The sequence below is a fragment of the Pedobacter sp. ok626 genome (assembly GCF_900100435.1).
In the GTDB taxonomy this organism is placed as follows: domain Bacteria; phylum Bacteroidota; class Bacteroidia; order Sphingobacteriales; family Sphingobacteriaceae; genus Pedobacter.
This window is the reverse complement of the sequence record NZ_FNEX01000007.1, coordinates 168,746-187,191: the sequence shown is the minus strand read 5'-3', so window position 1 is coordinate 187,191 and position 18,446 is coordinate 168,746. Positions and strand designations below refer to the sequence as shown.

The 18,446-nt window shown below is 40.4% G+C and carries 13 protein-coding genes; 3 read left to right on the top strand and 10 right to left on the bottom strand.

Annotated elements, in window-relative coordinates:
- Positions 1-33: 33 nt before the first annotated feature.
- The 9 genes from BLS35_RS12135 to BLS35_RS12095 all read right to left on the bottom strand — a co-directional run bounded on the left by BLS35_RS12135 (position 34) and on the right by BLS35_RS12095 (position 13,860).
- A complete protein-coding gene (locus tag BLS35_RS12135; protein WP_090781449.1) occupies positions 34-1,107 on the bottom strand; it encodes a phytase in 1,074 nt (357 codons plus the stop codon).
- 61 nt (positions 1,108-1,168) lie between these two features.
- Entirely contained in the window at positions 1,169-2,425 is a 1,257-nt protein-coding gene (locus BLS35_RS12130; protein WP_090781274.1) for a hypothetical protein, read from the bottom strand.
- Between the two features lie 32 nt (positions 2,426-2,457).
- The gene (locus tag BLS35_RS12125; protein WP_090781273.1) at positions 2,458-5,226 is read right to left on the bottom strand and encodes a TonB-dependent receptor; all 2,769 of its coding nucleotides are present in this window, start codon (positions 5,224-5,226) and stop codon (positions 2,458-2,460) included.
- Positions 5,227-5,475: 249 nt separating this feature from the next.
- A complete protein-coding gene (locus BLS35_RS12120) occupies positions 5,476-7,041 on the bottom strand; it encodes a tetratricopeptide repeat protein (protein WP_090781271.1) in 1,566 nt (521 codons plus the stop codon).
- A 146-nt stretch (positions 7,042-7,187) separates the two neighbouring features.
- Positions 7,188-9,308, bottom strand: a complete 2,121-nt coding sequence (locus tag BLS35_RS12115; RefSeq protein ID WP_090781269.1) for a S9 family peptidase — start codon at positions 9,306-9,308, stop codon at positions 7,188-7,190.
- Between the two features lie 91 nt (positions 9,309-9,399).
- Positions 9,400-10,464: a branched-chain amino acid aminotransferase gene (locus BLS35_RS12110; protein ID WP_090781266.1), complete on the bottom strand. Its 1,065-nt coding sequence runs from the start codon at positions 10,462-10,464 to the stop codon at positions 9,400-9,402.
- 25 nt (positions 10,465-10,489) lie between these two features.
- Positions 10,490-11,446 (bottom strand): tryptophan 2,3-dioxygenase family protein, encoded by a 957-nt coding sequence (locus BLS35_RS12105; protein ID WP_090781265.1) that lies wholly within the window; start codon positions 11,444-11,446, stop codon positions 10,490-10,492.
- A gap of 48 nt (positions 11,447-11,494) precedes the next feature.
- Positions 11,495-12,793, bottom strand: coding sequence for an HAD-IB family phosphatase (locus tag BLS35_RS12100; RefSeq protein WP_090781261.1), 1,299 nt, complete (start codon positions 12,791-12,793; stop codon positions 11,495-11,497).
- 65 nt (positions 12,794-12,858) lie between these two features.
- Positions 12,859-13,860, bottom strand: a complete 1,002-nt coding sequence (locus tag BLS35_RS12095) for an NAD-dependent epimerase/dehydratase family protein (RefSeq protein ID WP_371328243.1) — start codon at positions 13,858-13,860, stop codon at positions 12,859-12,861.
- Positions 13,861-13,895: 35 nt separating this feature from the next.
- Here BLS35_RS12095 and BLS35_RS12090 point away from each other — a divergent pair, with 35 nt between their 5' ends.
- The 3 genes from BLS35_RS12090 to BLS35_RS12080 all read left to right on the top strand — a co-directional run bounded on the left by BLS35_RS12090 (position 13,896) and on the right by BLS35_RS12080 (position 17,082).
- A complete protein-coding gene (locus BLS35_RS12090; protein ID WP_090781259.1) occupies positions 13,896-15,077 on the top strand; it encodes a formimidoylglutamase in 1,182 nt (393 codons plus the stop codon).
- A 90-nt stretch (positions 15,078-15,167) separates the two neighbouring features.
- Positions 15,168-16,307 (top strand): TlpA disulfide reductase family protein, encoded by a 1,140-nt coding sequence (locus tag BLS35_RS12085; RefSeq protein ID WP_090781257.1) that lies wholly within the window; start codon positions 15,168-15,170, stop codon positions 16,305-16,307.
- Positions 16,308-16,641: 334 nt separating this feature from the next.
- Positions 16,642-17,082: a hypothetical protein gene (locus tag BLS35_RS12080; RefSeq protein WP_090781445.1), complete on the top strand. Its 441-nt coding sequence runs from the start codon at positions 16,642-16,644 to the stop codon at positions 17,080-17,082.
- Between the two features lie 78 nt (positions 17,083-17,160).
- Here BLS35_RS12080 and purD read toward each other — a convergent pair whose 3' ends face one another.
- Entirely contained in the window at positions 17,161-18,432 is a 1,272-nt protein-coding gene (gene purD / locus BLS35_RS12075; RefSeq protein ID WP_090781255.1) for a phosphoribosylamine--glycine ligase, read from the bottom strand.
- Positions 18,433-18,446: the final 14 nt, after the last annotated feature.

Sequence of the window (18,446 nt, the reverse complement as noted above, 5' to 3'; positions counted from 1 at the left end):
CAATTCTTTAATCCTTGCTCCCTTATCCTGTTTTTATTTATTGACCTGCAGTTTCTTGCCGGCCAAATCTTCCCAACGATAAAGCTGGAACGTTTTGTTATCACTCATCGCAACAAAGATTCCATGCTTAAAGTCATTGTTCAGTCCTTTTGAATAAATATCAGAACCATCACTATTGTTGGTTGAGGTAGGGATGCTGGTGATCAGCACATGCTTGTTCGGATCTTGCTTCGTGCCTTCACGATTGAATACCTGGAAGTGATTTGCGGCCTGATCTGAAACCAATATATAACCGGTGCTGTCAGAAGTCTTGTAGATACTAATCCCCTCGTTATCTTCTTTAAACCCTGTTGTAGCAAACAAAGCCAGTTCCGGGTTTCCTTTTGCCGGATCAGCATAATACTTTCTAACCCCGAATTGCTCGTCTGAATAGTAGATATAGCCTAGCTCGTTGTCTACCGCTATAGATTCGATCTCTTTTTTGCCGCTATATTTACCAAACTTCCTTTTTAAGGTAGCTTTCAATTGGCCCTTGCCATTGTCTTCCAATAAGTATTGCCACAAATATTCGCCTTCCTTAGGACCTGATTTCCGGCCTACAATCGCATAAATTTGGCCTTGCGGATCTGTGTACATGGCAATTCCCATTAGGTCCCTGTAAAGTTCGCCCGTTTCGCCTTCAAACATCGGCAAACCTCCATTGTCGATCGGCTTCATATCAGGTAAAGAGAATACCCTCAGTTTGTGCGTCATTCGCTCAGTAGCCACGGCAATGTCTACTTTCTTTCCACCCAGGTTTAAACCATAGGCCACATCAACGTTATTAGGTCGCTTTAGTCCTTTAACTGTTTTTTCTTTGATGACCTTTCCTTGTAAGTCAAAAACGTACAAACCGCCGTTTTCATCTTTGTCAGTTCCAATGATTAGTGATTTGGAACTATCTGCCGGATTTACCCATATCGCAGGATCATCAGAGTCGAATTGTAGAGGTTCAGTTACGTAAAGAGGTTTAATTGCCGCAGTGTTTACTGGTTGATTTTGGCTGCAAGCTGCTGTAAATAATAATAAGGATGTTGTAAGGCAGAGGATTGAATTGTGTTTATTCATTAATATAGGTTTGTATGTTGTTGCCCGGTTGTACGGAACAACAGCATTATTGATAATTTGTTTAGTTAGCAGTGCCGAAAGCACCAATATAGCTCGCTGGATCTGGTGATTTATAGGTAACTCCGTTCAGTACTAGCCCTGCGGTATGCTGTGGTTTAATATCTGTTTTACCTTTGCCGATTGCAGGAGAGCCAGATTGCAAATGGAAGTCCCAGGCTGAACTGAATACGGCATTGTTGACATCTGTACTGGTCGGATAATTTACAAACTTAGGTTCGTTATCGCCCGCAGTTTTGCCAATGATATCGTTCGTTCCAGCTATGATTTCTGTCGTTGGCTGAAACTGATTTACGGTAGTCTGATTATACCCGTAATAATAATTATTACTGAATATAGATCTGACATCTTCCGGGGCTTTGGTGTCGCGTTTGATACCAAAGCGGGTGTTGATAAACATATTGTTAAATATGCTAACCCTAACTGTGGCTTCAACCCATATAGATCCACCTTTTGCGGTTGGTCGGCGCCAGCCGGTGTTCACAAACGTATTGTTATAGGCTATAATATAAGCTTGAGGATCCCTGTCGCCGCTATTCGATAATTTTAGCGCATTGGTATTTGTACTATACACTATATTGTTGGCAACATCAGCAAGACATCCTGACTTAAAGTTAATGGCTTCACCACCAGTTAAACCTGTCGTATAAAACTGGTTGTTCGAGAAAATAATCTTTCCGCCCTCTATGTAGGTACAATCTTCCTGTAGATTTCGGAAAATGCTGTTTGTTACCACCAGCTTACCTTTAACATTGGCAAACCATAGTGCTGGCAGGTTTTCACCTGCTTTTCCTTTATACAATTTTTGTTTTACAGAGGTTGAGGCATCGGAAGTTGTCGCTCCGGCATATTCAACAATGGTATAGTTAAGTAATAGCTCACTACAACTTGATGCGGCTAATATTCCACCCCATAGTCGTCCGAATTTGTTCTCTTCGGTTCTTAAAGCTTCATCAACAGTGAATTTTATAGGAAATGCAAAGGTACCTTCTGCATAAAGGTTTCCTTTTACAATGATTTCTGGTTTAGTTGCGGCGTCCATAATCACGGTTACACCTTCTTCTATGGTTAGCGATTGACCTGCCGGGATGATAATATCTCCAGTGATGTGCTGTACACTTCCTCTTTTCCATATTCCCGAAACTTCGCCGATGGCAGATCCATTTCCTGTATCAGGATCTACATTTATATTTGCCTTTTCGCAACTGGTAAGCATGACCATGAATAGGGCAAGGAAGGTAAACATTTGTTTTGCTTTCATTTTTTGTCTTTTATGATGAATGATCAAATGGTTTATATTTTGTAGCGTAGACCTAATAAATAGGTTTGTTTGTAGTAATCAGCACGGACTAATGTTTTGCCATCAAATAATGTTGCATTGGTTTCATTAGGGTTGGTGCCTTTAATGAATAGTTTTGAAGGTGTATTCAGTAGGTTTCCTGCTTTTATAAAAATGCTGACGTTATTTTTGAATCTCTTTTCTGCAGAAAAATCCATCTGAACAAATCCTTGCTGCCATAGATCATTGTCTAAAAACTGGGAAACTGTATTGATGCGGGGACCAGTGAAGGCTGCGGCCAGTTGGATATCAAAACCTTTTTTTCCTCCTTCTTTATATAATAAGGAAATATTTCCGATATGCTCTGATTGTCCGTATAGCGGTCTGCTTTGCTCAACAGAAGCTGTTTTTAAGTCGCCATTGCCGTCTCTATATCTTGAGCTTTTCGGGGTGGTAATCCTGGAGTGTGTGTAGGTATAGTTGGCTTTAATTCCAAACTTATGGATGAATTTGATGTAATCAAGTTCCAAACCATAGTTGCGGGCGTCGCCGAAGTTACCCGGTAAATAGTAGGTGTCCTGTGGGCGGGTAGGGTCTGCCTGAATGCTGTATTCAATAGGATCCTTTATTTTTTTGTAGAAAGCGCCTACTAACAATTGGTCATTTCCATCAGGAAACAATTCATAACGCAGGTCAAAGTTATCGGCAATTACACGTTTTAAATCCGGGTTACCTTTTTCTTTATAGTCATCCTGAATTAAACCTGTTCCAGGTACGATCTCATAAAAGCCAGGACGGTTTAAGGAGCGGAAATAAGAAGCATGTAATTGCTGTGTCTCCGCCAGTTTATACTTTAGGTTTAAGCTTGGCAAGTAATCTGTATAGACCTGTGATCCTATAGGGCGTAATTCTGCTGCAGGGAAAAGCATTTTGTAACCTTGGTCAGTATGCTCAACGCGAAGACCACCGATCACCTGAAGGTTTTTAGCGGTTAAAGTAACCATTCCGTATCCTGCAGATATTTTTTCCGATGCATCATAGGTTAATGCGTTGTCAACTGATCCCGTAGGGTTTTTTATGGTCCAGGCAATTTCTGTATAGTTATTGAATTCCCGGCCGTATAATGCTTCTGGATTGCTGGAAGTCAATACATACTGATTGTAAAAGCTGCTGCGTTGTTTATCTCTGTATAAACCACCTGCATTAAATTCAACCTTTGTACCTGCGATGGTCGTATTGTAGCTAAGATCTACATAACCAGCTTTGTCTTCCTCTGTATTGCGTTCCCAGCGTCGTGTGTAAGCATCTCCGATAGCTGGAGCGAAAGTACGTTTGTCTATAAAGTTTTCTCTTACACCAAGGATATTGATGTTATTTTGATCAGGTACATCATTTTTAGCAGAAGAATAAACAGCCGACCAGTTAAGCTTTAATTTTTCCGGAATCAACTGGTGATTTCCTTGTAAGGTGCTGTTGTAAATCTGTTGCTCTGTAAAACGTGTACGGGTGGCATAATTAAGTTTGGCATTCCCTTTTTCCGGATCATATCCGCTTGTAAAATCAACTGATTTTGAATCGCGAAGTTGCAAGCTGTTTAGATCAACATATACATTATACAAACTTAGTTTGTTGTTTTTGTCGAATACATAATCCAATTTTGCATGCGCACCATAACGTTTTACCTGCTCAGAATACTGCCTTTCGCCTTTGCTCATCACGGAGCTCACCTTATCGGTTGATACTACCTGAGTGTTGTAAAAAGTACTGTTGCTTCCCCTGTAGTTGTTCTGATAACTTCCAGCAAGTAAAATTCCGAGTTTATCATTGAAATATCGGTTGCCTATAGAGAGTCCGCCAACTACGTTTGGTGCAGGATGTTTAGCTGCATAATCTACCATCCCTTTTGGGAAATCTGAGGTAGTCGCCTGGTAATTCTTACCATGGATCTCATAAGGCGATTTATGATTGATCCCGGAAGCATCAAAGCTCAGGAAATCCCTGTCTATAAATAGTTGGCTGTAACCTGCGGCAAGGTTTGCGTTGATTCGCAGTTTCTCCGGCGCATCTTTCATCACCATATTTACAACACCACCAATGGCGTCAGCTTCCATGTTTGGTGTTAATGTCTTGTATACTTCCAGTCTTTCTAACAATTCAGAAGGGAAAATATCCAATGGCACGTAGCGGTATTTGTTATCAGGACTCGGAATCTTTACCCCATTAACCAGCGTATAATTGTACCTTTTATCCATCCCCCTTACAATGGCGTACTGTCCGTCGCCACTATTGCTTCTTTCAATAGATATGCCTGATACACGTTGAATAACGTTTGCCACGGTCAAATCAGGAGAAACCTCTATTGCCCGGCCTGAAACTACATTCACGATCTGTAATGATCTTTGCTCAATTCGACGGGCTGTTTTTTCTGTAGCCCCATCACTTTTACTTGAAATGATAACCTCACTTAAATCTTTGTCCTTACTTTCAGACAGATAAATTTTTAAGGTAGGATTGTCTTCTTTTAAGATGACGATTTGTTTTAAGACCGCTTTGTACATTAAATAGGATACTTTTAGTGTATAAGTCCCTACTGGTGGATGCTTGATCTCGAAAGACCCATCCAGTCCTGTGAGCACTGCTTTGTCCGTGTTTTCCAGACGTACCGAGGCCCCCGTTATGGCTTCTCCGGTTTTCTGATCGTAAACATAGCCCTTCAAGCTTGTAGCTTTTGCGGTGGCTATGCTTAGTAATAAGCATAAAAGAACTTGTAAAGTTGACTTCATCTTGCGAATAATTTGTTTGTGTTTTTAATTATGCTGCAAATGTGTAAAGCCCAGCAGATACTTGTCAATTTCGACCGTGTACAAAATGTATACAGCGTTACAGCGACTATATACAGAACGTATACATCGTATACTGTTTTTGCTTAATTGCTTGTTTTTTAAGGCTTTATTTGTAGCAAAAAACGCCGTTATCATTAGGTTAGCGTAATATTAACAATTTGTTAAGTTCGGGTGGATCGCGTTTTTCAGCTATAAAGTCTGTATAAAAGTGCTCAGGTTTTCGCCCTGCGGGATGTCCAGTTTCTTCCGCAAACGGTAACGGGCAACACGTAAACTATCCTGTGATATACCAAAAAGAGTAGCCATATCCTTCGAGTTTAAATTCATTTTAATAAGGGCAACCAAACGTAAATCGCTTGCGGTTAATTCATCACTATATTTCTTCAGGTTGTCAAAAAAGGTATGATGGATTTGTTCAAACAGGCTGCTGAATTCTTTCCAGTGTTTATCGCGACTGGTGCTTTGGTTAATCTTTGTTACGATTTGCTGTAACCTTTTTTTCTGATCTCTTTTATCGTCTTTTATCATTTCCTCCAGCTCAGTACGTAACTCTTCTAAGAACTGATTGCTTTGTATCACATGGAGCGTGTTGCTGGTTAGTTCCTTACCTTTTAGTTCGAGCTCGGCCTCTATGGCATCCTTTTGGGCCAGGTAAAGCACATGATTCTGCTCATTGAGCTGTTGCTCGTTTTTGATTTTAAGGCGTTGTCGGCTGAAGATACTAGCCGCCAATAGGCCCAGCAAAACAACAATCAATATTGTAGCGATGATGATAAACTGATTTGCTTTTTTCTCTTTTTCAAAACCTGTAATAGCGGCATCCTTTTGCTGGATTTCAAATAGCGTTTGTAGTAACGCCATTTGCTTATTGGTATCTTCAGTGAAGATTCTCAGAAAGATATTCCTACCCAGTTCGCTGTAATGATAGGCGCTATCATACCTTTTCATCAGGTCAAAGTTTTTCGAAAGATCGCGGTATGCACTACTCAGTTGGTATTGATCATTCATGTTAAGGGCCATTTGTGCGGCCTTACGTGTATAACCGAGTGCTTCATTGTATTTTCCGGTCTTTCTGTAAACATCGCCAATGTTATTGATAATCTCTATCTGGGCGAGGTCGTTTGAGTTTGCTTTGTTTAGATTTAGCGCAAGATTATAATACTTTAGGGCAGAGTCCATTTTTGGCTCATCTTCATAAATGCTGCCCAGATTTTCATAGATTTTCGCAATACCGGTCTTGTCCTTTGTTTTGTTAAATTCACTAAGCGCCAGCTGTTGATATTTCATGGCCTGAGCATACTTGCCACTCTTTTCATAAGTTTGACCAATCAAGCCATAGGACTCTGCGATCCCTCGCACATTGTTCAGTCTTTTGTAGAGTGCTAAACCTTCCTGAAATTTTGTAAGTGAGATGTCGTATTGCTTGCTATAATAATAAGCTTCCCCGGTTTTGTTGACCGTTTTTGCCAGGTTGGTCAAGTCATTACTTTTTCTAAAGATGCGGTCTGCCTTGTAGTAATAGTCGACTGCTTGTGGGTAGGCGGCCTGATAGTAAAATAATTCGGCCAGGTACAGATAAGAGTTGGCTGCAGAAATAGAATCGTTTTGAGCAAGCGCCTTGTTTAAAGCATTTTTAATCTTTATAAAGGCGGCGTTAGGTTGTTTTTTTATTAAGGAGTCTATGACACTTTTTTCAATAACCTTTGCCTGTATAACTGAGCAACAGGTAAGGATGTAAAGGAGGCATATGAGCATTCGTTTTTGAATGCTTTGGAGATTGGACTGTTTCACAATTAAAAGTAAAACATGTAGTGTTAAGCGAGTGTTAAATCGAAGTTGAAGGGGGGCTATAAAGATGGACAAAAAAAGAGCCTGTTCATCAACAGGCTCTTTATGGTTATTTACTTTAGTAACTCTTCTGGTACAGGTTTGTTCAATAGATTTTGGTAATAAAAGCGAATCCTTTCAGCGCGGTCATGTGGAGTTTTAACGCCGCCCCAACCATGCCTGCCGCCCGGATAAATCATTAGCTCAAAATGCTTGTTGGCATTTTGAAGTTTATCAATCAATTGGATGGTATTCTGCATGTGCACATTGTCATCCATATCGCCATGCATAATGCGCAATAAGCCTTTGTAGTTGTTTACATAGGTTAATACAGATCCATTTTTATAGCCCTCAGGGTTTTCCTGTGGTGTGTCCATAAAGCGTTCCGTGTAATGCGTATCGTACAGCTCCCAACTGGTAACAGGAGCACCTGCATAACCAAAGTCAAAATCACCAGCTCCCATGGTTAAAGCCATACAAGTCATATAACCACCATAGCTGTGCCCGGTAATTAATAACTTTTTGTTGTCAACCCAAGGTTTAGCTTTTAGCCATCTTGCAGCAGTCGTATAATCCTTCATTTCCCATTTGCCAAGGTTACGGTGCATTAAAGCTACACCCGCCTTGCCGAATTGTCCCGAGGCACGGTGATCCACTGCAATTTGTATAATCCCTTCGTTTGCCCACCACTGGTTGCCTGTTCCTTTCCAGGTGTTTGTTACTGTACCAGCATTCGGTCCACCATAGATACTCATGATTACTGGGTATTTCTTGTTTTGATCAAAGTTAGTCGGATACGTGATTACTGCAGGAAGGTTGTAGCCATCGTCAGTAGGGATGGTGATCATCTCTGTTTTACCAAAAATATACTGGTCATAATCAGCTGATTTACTATCTCCAAGTTCTTTAATCACTTTTCCGGTATTGTCTAGCAAAGTACGTTTCGTTGGTGTAGAAACATTAGAATAGGTAGTGATGAAGTAAGTTCCATTTGGTGATAACTGTACCTGATGGGTATAGTCGCCAAAAGTTAAACGCTTTAAATTCTTTCCATTATAATCAACACGGTAAAGATCGGTTCTGGTGGAAGCTTCCTTACGAGCCATAAAGTAAACCACCTTAATCTTCTCGTCAACATGTACAAGGTGACTTATTTGCCATTTACCACTAGTTATTGGATTGATGAGTTTGCCATCTAGGGTGTATAGGTAAAAATGTGCCCAACCTGTTTTGTCACTTTGCAGAATGTAATGTTTCTTATCCTTAAGATACTCAATCCTGTCGCGATCATCTAGGCTTATCCAGGAAGATTGTTTTTCATCGTATATCTCTTTTTTGGCTCCGGTAACTGGGTTTACCGTATAGAACTTCAGGTTATCCTGACCGCGATTCATCCATTGAACCATTAAATTGGCACCGTCATAACTCCAGAAAGGCGTACCGAAATACTGATCGTCTTTTTCATTAAAATCGGCCCAAACTACCGGACCTCCGGTTGTTTTTACAAAGCCAACCTTTACTTCTGGGTTTGGATCTCCCGCTTTTGGGTAACGTGTTTTTTCTACATAGCCATGCTGGCCAGTTGATCCATAAATAGGAAACATAGGAACTTTAGTGTCGTCGAAGCGCATGAAAGCAATGTGCTTGCTGTCGGGTGCCCACCAAAATGCACGGTAGTTGGTTGGTCTACCTAAAATTTCCTCATAATATACCCATGATGACCAACCATTGTAAATTACATCGGTCGCATCACTGGTATACCTGATCTCTTTTGCGGTCTCCGTATCTACAGCAAACAGGTCGTTGTTGCGGGTAAAGGCTACGTATTTTCCATCGGGAGATAGTACTGGGTTCTTTTCGTCATCCTTGTCATTCGTTAAACGCTTAGGCTCGTTTTTTCCGTATTTGATATAGATATCATTCTGCTCTACAGTTACATTTACATTGCTTTGAGCTGGGGGAGTGTAGGCGGTTTTTGCGCCAGACTTTACATCAACCGCATACAATTTTCGATCTTTTGCGTCCATTTCAATGTAATGACTGTCATCACTCCAGCCTGTTATTACACTCATTGGCTTGGTTAGTGAAGGTTGACCTGCAAATATTTGTTGTTGGTTCAGTTTTTTAAGCTGAGCGTATGTCGGAATGCTGATCAGTAATGCACCAGCCAGGCCCAGGGTTAAGGTTAGTTTCATTTGGTTAAGTACGTTAGTTTTTTTATGATTTGACAATAAAAAGGCGCCCTTAATAAAGGCGCCTGTATTATATTTTAAATTAGCTTAGTATTTACAATACCCAGTTCCAACCCAACTCATCAGGAACTAATCCGTAACGGATATCATTCAATGTTTTTGCAATACCTGCAGAAATTGTACGTGTAGAAGGATCAGTTAAAGTATAAGTTTTACCTTGGTAACCAATTTCACCGATTGGAGTAACAGTTGCTGCGGTACCTGCTGCAAAAGCATCAGTAAGTGTTCCGTTTTCGATTCCTTCAATTACTTCTTTTACGCTTACACGTCTTTCTTCAACCTCGATACCTGCTTTTTTAGCAAGGGTAATGATGGTATCACGAGTTACTCCGTCTAAAACCGTACTTCTTACCGAAGGTGTTACCAATTTACCATTGATCACAAAGATCAGGTTCGCTGTTCCAGCTTCTTCAATAAACTCATGAGAAGCAGCATCAGTCCAGATTAACTGGTCAAAACCTTCTTTTTGCGCTTCTGCAAAAGGGAATAAAGAACGGGCATAGTTTCCGGCAGTTTTGGCAGCACCAACACCACCATCATCAGCACGTGTATATTCAGTTTCGATTTTAACTTTTAAAGCTTTGCTGTAGTAAGGGCCAGTAGGTGTAGTTAATAAAGCAAAAATATATTTATCAGATGGTTTAACACCTAAATAAGGATCCGTAGCGAACATTACCGGACGGATGTATAATGAATAACCGTCTTGTGCAGGTACCCATTTTTCATCAATATCAATTAATGCAGCAATACCTTGCATGAAGATTTCTTTAGGTATAGCAGGCATAGACATACGTGCCGCCGATTTGTTGAAGCGCTCAAAGTTTTTCTCAGGTCTGAAAACACTGATCTTACCGTTAGCCTGGCGATAAGCCTTCATTCCTTCAAAAATTGCTTGTCCGTAGTGTAAAGCAGAAATTGCAGGACTCATTGGAATAGGACCGTAAGGAAGGACCTGTAGGTTAGACCAAGTTCCATTGTCATATTCTGCAATAAACATATGGTCAGAAAATACCTTTCCAAAAGGCAACTGAGAGAAATCAGTTACTGTAAGTCTGCTGGTTTCAGCTTTAGTGATTGTTATATCAAGTGTATCATTCATTGTAGTAGTATTACTTAATGCAAATTTACGATAAATCCTTGAGTACACCAAGTACCCAACCTTTACCCCATTCTTCCATCTGTTCGGCTGTCCATAAAAATGGGTAGAAGATTCTTTTTTGAAAGCGCGGAGGCAGGTATTTCTGCCAGTTGGTTCCACCAGTAGCTGCAATGTCAACTGGATCACGCTCCAGGTATCTTACTGCCGATTTATAATGCGAGAGCGGCCATTCTACATTCACATATAGATCTAGCTTTCTCAACTCGTCAGCCAGTGCAGTAACATCACTTCCTTCATTAGCCAGTTTCTGGTAGAGGGCCGAGAAGTTAGTTTCCTTCCTGTCTTTTACCAATTGTAAAAACTGGGCGGCATATTTATTGATAAACTGTTTTAGGGTCAGCGTTTGCTTACCTGTTGCCAGTTCAGTAGCACCAAATTTCCAGTAGATATTTTCGAACTGCGTTTCAATATCGGCATTCGCCAACTCTTCTCTTTTGCTTTTATCTATAAGTTGGGTAAAGTTTGTCGCACAGATCTCAATCATTCGGTATTGACCAGATTGAAAACCACTGGCAGGCAACAGCGACATACGGAACTTTAAAAACTGATCTTTTTCCATGCCGTTCACCATCACCTCAAAAGAAGTTGTTAATGCATTGAAATAAGCATTGATACGTCTAACTCTTTCTGTGAAAAATTGGACGGTTAACGAAGGATGTTCAGCAATTTGCTTGCACTCATGTAACGAAAGCTTAAAATAAAGCTCCGTAATCTGGTGATACATGATAAAGATTTCCTCGTCAGGGAAGGGGGTTTTAGGACTTTGCAGACTTAGCAGGGTGTCCAGGTGGATATAATCCCAGTAAGTTAAAAAGTCAGCATACAACAGACCATCCAGATAAGCCGCCATATCCTGCCCCATGGCAGCATACTTTTCCTGCAGCTTATCCAGCTTTTCTTTGATTTGTGGTGTAAGTTCCATTTAGTAAGTTAGTTTCCCACAAATGTAATTAAACCAAGGCTTATGCTGTTAGTACAATACTCTAAATTTTATCGTATGCTCAATCTTCTTTAAGAATTTAAACAATTGTTTGTCGTACTCTGCATTGATGTCCGTAATTACATAACCGATGCTTGGATTGGTCATTAGAAACTGACCCACAATATTAATGTCGTGATAAGCAAAGGCCGTGTTGATCTTCGCCATAATTCCGGGAACGTTCTTATGGATATGAATCAGACGGTGCGATTTTTCAATTCTAGGCAACTGTAGGTTAGGGAAGTTGCTACTCAGATGCGTAGTCCCTGTATTCATAAAATCGATCATCCTTTTAGGAATGAAATTATTGTTGCGTGGGTTTGCTTTAGTGTCATCAAAAACGACAATTCCCTGCTCCGTGCATTTTTGAAGATCGATCTTGTTTTTTGCATTTCCAAGGTAACCAATCGTCTTAAGTGTAACCGCTTTTTCCAGTTGATCATCCGCGATCTTCTCTCCATCGGCTAGCAACAGCATGTGTACATCAGCCACATACTTTTCCTCAAAACTGGTTTTATGACGAATAGAAAAACCATCTTTCTTCAACATCTCTATACTTTTAGGATCAACCTCTCCAATGATCAGGCATAAAATCCTGTTTTTTGGATAAGATATTGCCCGCGGTAGGTTGTTTACATATAGAAATTCATCAAAGCTTGGGGTCACATGATCTGCTTTTTTAACGATACTCTCTCTCGAGATGTTCTCTGTAAAAGCATAGAACTTTTTGATTAGGCCACTTTCACGAAGTTGAAAGTCTGAATAACCATCACCGATTCCATACAAATCACCTTCAAGGTTCATTTGCTGCATCAGTTTTACCTTTCCACCTTCTTCACTCAAAGGATTAGAATGGTCGTAATCTATAATTTTGCCATCGCCAGTAGTTACAAAGGTGTTGGCGTAGATATTTTCTTTTTTAATGTGGTATTGACTTACTACAGGAGTAATAAACTCTTTGAAACCGCCTGAAACGATCAGGACTTCATCCGCATGTTTCTTAAAGAATGCCGCGTTGCGGGAAAAAGATGCAGATACTTTTTTCTTCAGGACTTTGATCAGCTGTTTCAAATGGTCTTCTGTGGCTTCCAAAAGTCTTACCCTTTGGGCTAAGCTTTCACCAAAAGAAAGTTTACCTTCCATGGCAAGGTTGGTATAATCTTCAATTTTCTGAAATATAGCTTCCTTTTCAGGGTGCTTTTTAAGAGAAATGCGTGCCAGCTCGTCCAAAGCTTCAACTTGCGTAAAAGTGCTGTCAAAATCAATGATGTAAAAATTCTTCTGCTTCATTCTTTTAGAGGTAATGGTATTTTTCGGTCGTAATCGTCAAAATGATTGCCTCAAATATATGAATTTCAATACTGCTGACTGCAGATTTCTTCAATACTTTGCTTAATTCTCTTAAATTCGATAGAAATAGTCTGCTTTATCTTTTGATTGCTATAAAAACTCTCGTTTAAGCTGCTTCTGGCCGCGTCGCTGGTTAGTGCTGCGGGCTTTCGTGTAAATAGCGAAGCCAGCTTTGCAGCCCGCCAGGCAATGCCTAGCATCCATGGTTTTGCTTCTTTATTTGGGGCCTTTAATCCATAGCCTGCAGCGATCTCTCCAAAGAATTGTTTGTAGTGGTAATTCTCAGCTGACAGGATGTATCTTTCTGCTGTTTCCTTGCTGTCCATCAATGCGATCATACTTTTGGCCACATCAGTTACATCTACAAGTCCGGTAGCTCCTTTGGTGTAATAGGCCATGCCGTCCTTTACCAATTTAAAAATAGCGCCGCTTCCTTCAAAGCCAGCTCCGGCTCCAATGATCACTGATGGATTTACAATAACCGCATCAAGCCCTTCGGCTATGCCACGCCATACTTCCATCTCGCCTTCATATTTCGAAATGGCATAAGTATGCGCTTTGGCATCATATTCCCAAGAATCTTTCTCGGTAATGAGTGCCCCTTTTTTTGCGTCACCTAAAGCTGCCACTGAGCTTACATGTAGTAAGCGAATACCAAAATCTGCACAAAGGTTAACCACATTGCTGGTCCCTTCAATGTTTACGCGTAAAAGTTTGGCTTTATCTTTAGGGTCAAATGATACAAGAGCTGCACAATGGTATACCTGTTGGATGTCTTCAAAAGCATCTTCAAGTGCCGAAATGTCGTTTATGTCGGCAATTACCCAGTCAACCAGGTTATTGTCCTTAATTAAATCCGGAACAATGGAGTGTTCGCGTTTCAATGCCCTAAGCTTTATGCCTTGGCTGGTTAACTGATGGATGAGTTCAGCGCCTAAAAACCCAGTAGCCCCGGTAACCAATATCATTTCATTTTTTTTAGGATGTTCATTAAAATATGCGCTCAAAAATAGATATTTGATGCCATACATTATATCACAATATGTCTTTATCAGATTTTTTTTCTCCAGTAAACCCCGATAAATTTGCGCCTAAACAGGGATTCTATACCAGTCAGCTAGGTTTAAAGGCCGGGTTTTTTACCGACAAATTCCCTCAGCTGGACGAAAAACAGTACGATATTGCCATTTTTGGTGTGCAGGACGATCGTGCTGCGGTAAATAATGAAGGCTGTGGATTGGCCCCGGATTATTTTAGGTCTCAATTTTACAGTTTAAATGAAGGCGCTTTTACTACAAAAATCGTCGATTTGGGTAACATCAAAGCGGGGGCATCGATTTCGGATACTTATGTGGCGGTAAAAACAGTCGTGGCAGAATTGATAAAGTTGGATATTGTACCAGTTATTATTGGTGGTGGACAAGACCTTACTTATGCGCAGTATCTTGCTTATGAAAGTTTGGAGCAAAAGGTAGATCTTGTGGTGGTGGACAGTAAGTTTGACCTTGATGAAGAAGATCAGGAAGGGCTTGCCGCAAAGTCGGACACCTACCTGAACAAGATTCTTTTACACCAGCCCAATTACCTTTTCAACTTTAGTAATGTAGGCTATCAAACCTATTATGTGAATCAGGATAGCTTAAAGGTAATGAACAAGCTATATTTTGATGCGCATCGATTGGGTGAATTTTCTGATGACATCACTTTAACCGAGCCTATCATCCGCAATGCGAGCATGATTAGTTTCGATATCGGTGCTATCCGCTCGTCGGATGCAGGTGCCAATGCCAATGCCGGGCCGAACGGTTTTTACGGTGAGCAGGCCTGTGCGATTACGCGCTATGCCGGAATGAGCGATAAGTTAACCTCTATCGGTTTTTACGAATTTAATCCTGCATTTGATCAAAATGGACAAACAGCGATGCTGCTTGCTCAAATGGTATGGTATTTTGTGGATGGTTATTACAACCGCAAGAAAGATTTTCCATTGACTCCGAAATCGCAATACCTCATCTACAGAGCCAGTTTAAACGATGGTTCATCGGAATTACTTTTTGTAAAGAGTAAAAAATCTGACCGCTGGTGGATGCAAGTACCTTATCCAACAGGGATTTCTAAAAATGAACGCTATCATCTGGTGCCTTGCCGATACGATGATTATACCACGGCGGTTAATGGCGATATGCCTGATTTATGGTGGCGCACTTTCCAAAAGCTACTATAATATTACATTAAACCATGCGTTATATTTTTAGTCTATTAATTACATTTGGACCAGAATAACCAAACTTATTATTTCAATAAAAGAAAAACTATGAAAAAGATCACACTGATCGCGGCTTGTTTGTTGCCTGCTGCCGTTATGGCGCAAAGCAAATTTGCAATTACAGGTAAGGTAGGGAACTTAGGTTCACCTGCAAAGGCCTACTTATATTATGGCCCAAGGGCTAAACAAGTTATTGATTCTGTAGATATCGTTGGCGGTAAATTCGCTTTCGCAGGACCAATTTCAGGAATAACTCAAGCTTCTCTTAGGGTTAAACATGCTGCACCGACTGTACGTGGTACTGCTCCTGATGCAATTATGTTCTATCTTGAGCCAGTTGCAATGCAAGTGGTATCAACATCAGATTCATTAGTGCATGCTGTTATCAAAGGTTCTAAAGTAAATGAGGATGATGCTAAATACAAAGCATTAACTAAATCTGCTAGTGATAAAAATGCAGCTTTAATGGCTGAATATCGCAGCAAGTCTCCTGAGGAGAAAAAAGACGAGGCTTACATGAAAACGGTTTATAGCCGTGATGAAGCTATCAGAAAAGAATTTGATGTATTAAACAAGCAGTTTTCTGCGGCTAACCTTAATTCTTATGTTGGTTTAGTAGCTTATAAAGAAACTATGGATCTAGATGCTGACCTTAAAGGTACTGAAGCTGGATTCAATAAATTCTCTGCAGCTGTAAAAGCAACTGATCTAGGTAAAAACATTAGCCAGGAAATCGAATCAGCTAAAAAGACAGGCGTAGGTCAAATGGCAATGGATTTCACTCAAAATGATGTGAATGATAAACCAGTTAAATTGTCTGACTTCCGTGGAAAATATGTATTGCTTGATTTCTGGGCTTCATGGTGCGGTCCATGTCGTGGTGAAAACCCTAACGTGGTAGCTGCTTACAACAAGTTCAAAGATCAAAACTTTACTGTTCTTGGTGTTTCTTTAGATAACCCAGGTAAAAAAGATGCTTGGTTAGCTGCTATCGCAAAAGATGGTTTAGCATGGACTCAATTGTCTGACTTGAAAGGTTGGGACAATGCAGCTTCAAAAATGTACGGTGTACGTGGTATCCCTGCAAACTTCTTGATCGATCCAACAGGTAAAATCATCGCTAAAAATGTTAGAGGTGAAGAGTTGCACAAGAAATTGGCTGAGGTTTTAAATAAGGCGGGAAAATAACCATTCTCCTCAAGAGCTGCATTGCTTCGCTGAAGGGCGAAGAACGCTGAGGCTCTTTCTGAGAAGGTAATTTTCCTCCTGACAAAAAACAAGGAACTGCTTCCTATCAAATAGTAAAAAGGGCGAATAGGTCGGGTTAACCGGTTTATTTGCCCTTTTTACGTACTAGAGTTTCCTGCTAATTCTATGCTGTATGCAGGTTATGGGATTTGTGAGGGGAAAATTGGGTTTTCCGAGGAGACCTAGGAAGATTTTCCTTCTTCAGGAAAAGATTCCAGACTCCGAGGAGAATCCCTATTTTATTTTTAAATTGCGCCAATACAATTACATGATCATGAAAAGATATATTTTAGCTGTAATGCTGTTATTGGGTTTTAACACCTTCATTAAAGCACAGCAGAAAATGCCTACAGCACAAGAAATGACTGTTAAAAGTGTTGATGAGCTAGAAAAAAGATTGAAGCTGACCCCAACACAGAAAAGTGTGATTTATAATTACGTGTTCGATATGTCAAAGCAGCAGTTGGATTTGATTAAAAGGCAGCAGGCAGGAACATCTAAAGAAGATGATGTAACAAAGTTCTATAAGCTTCAGAATGATACCAATGACAATATTAGAACGATCTTAAAAGGGGATCAACTCCCTGAGTTTGAAAAAGTACTGGAAGACCGTTTAAATGGCGGTGCTAAAAAGAAGAAAAACAAAAAAGGTAAGAAAGAGGAGGAAGAAGTCGTGACAGGTATTTCTGGACTGAAATTGCCGGTTCAACCTTAGTTATTTCATTTATAAGCTATAAAAAGGGCGTGTCATAAAAAATGATACGCCCTTTTGCATGGTTAATGTTTTAATGCATTATACGAGATCAAAACCTATATCTTCCCTGAAGTACTTACCATCGAAGTAAATGCGTGAGGCATCAGCTGTTGCCGATTGTAGGGCTTCAAATTGACTGTCTTGTAAGCTTGAGACTGCTAAAACTCGTCCGCCATTGGTTTTTACTACTCCACCTTCAAGAGCTGTTCCTGCGTGGAATACCAAGGATTGGCGTACATTCTCAATTCCAGAAATGGCTTTTCCTTTTTCGTATTCGCCCGGGTAACCACCAGCAACAATCATCACCGTTGCGGCATTTTTAGGACTGATATTTAGCTTATAATCTTTTAGTTTTTTCTTAGCGGTTGCCATGAATAATTCAACAAGGTCGTTTTCGATCCTTAGCATTACGCTTTCCGTTTCCGGATCGCCCATGCGGCAATTGTATTCGATAATCATTGGCTTGTCGCCAACTTTAAATAAACCGAAGAAAATAAAGCCGGTATAGTCGATTTTATCTTTCTTTAAGCCGTTAATAGTTGGTTTAATGATGCTTTCTTCTACTGCATCCATGAACTTTTTGTCGGCAAAAGGTACTGGTGAAACAGAGCCCATACCGCCGGTGTTTAAGCCGGTATCAGCCTGACCAATTTTTTTGTAATCTTTTGCTTCAGGTAAGATTACGTAGTTATCGCCATCAGTAAGTACAAATACAGAAAGCTCAATACCTGTTAGGTATTCCTCTATGACAACCAGTGATCCGGCAGTACCAAATTTACCACCTAGCATCAGTTGTAATTCATCTTTAGCTTCAGCGATTGTTTGGCAAATCACCACGCCTTTACCTGCTGCGAGACCATCTGCTTTCAATACCACTGGTAGGCTGTGGTTATCCAGGTATGCTAAGCCTTGTTGTAATGTTTCGTTGGTAAATGACGCTGAGCCTGGTGTAGGAATGCCATGGCGTGCCATAAACTGTTTAGAGAAGTCTTTGCTTCCTTCAAGTATGGCGCCTTCTTTTTTCGGTCCGATTACCGGAGTTTTGGCCAGGTCATCATCGTTTGTAAAGAAATCATGAATACCATTTACTAGTGGTTCTTCCGGACCAACTACGACTAATGTTATCGCTTCTTTAAGTACCAGCGCTTTTACCGCTTCGAAGTTATTTGGGTTGATGTTTACGTTTTTACCGTAAGCATTCGTACCGCCATTACCTGGTGCGATAAATAGTTGTGAGCATTGCGAAGACTGGCTGATTTTCCATGCAAGGGCACTTTCTCTGCCTCCGGAACCTAATAGTAAGATATTCATCTATGTCTGATTTG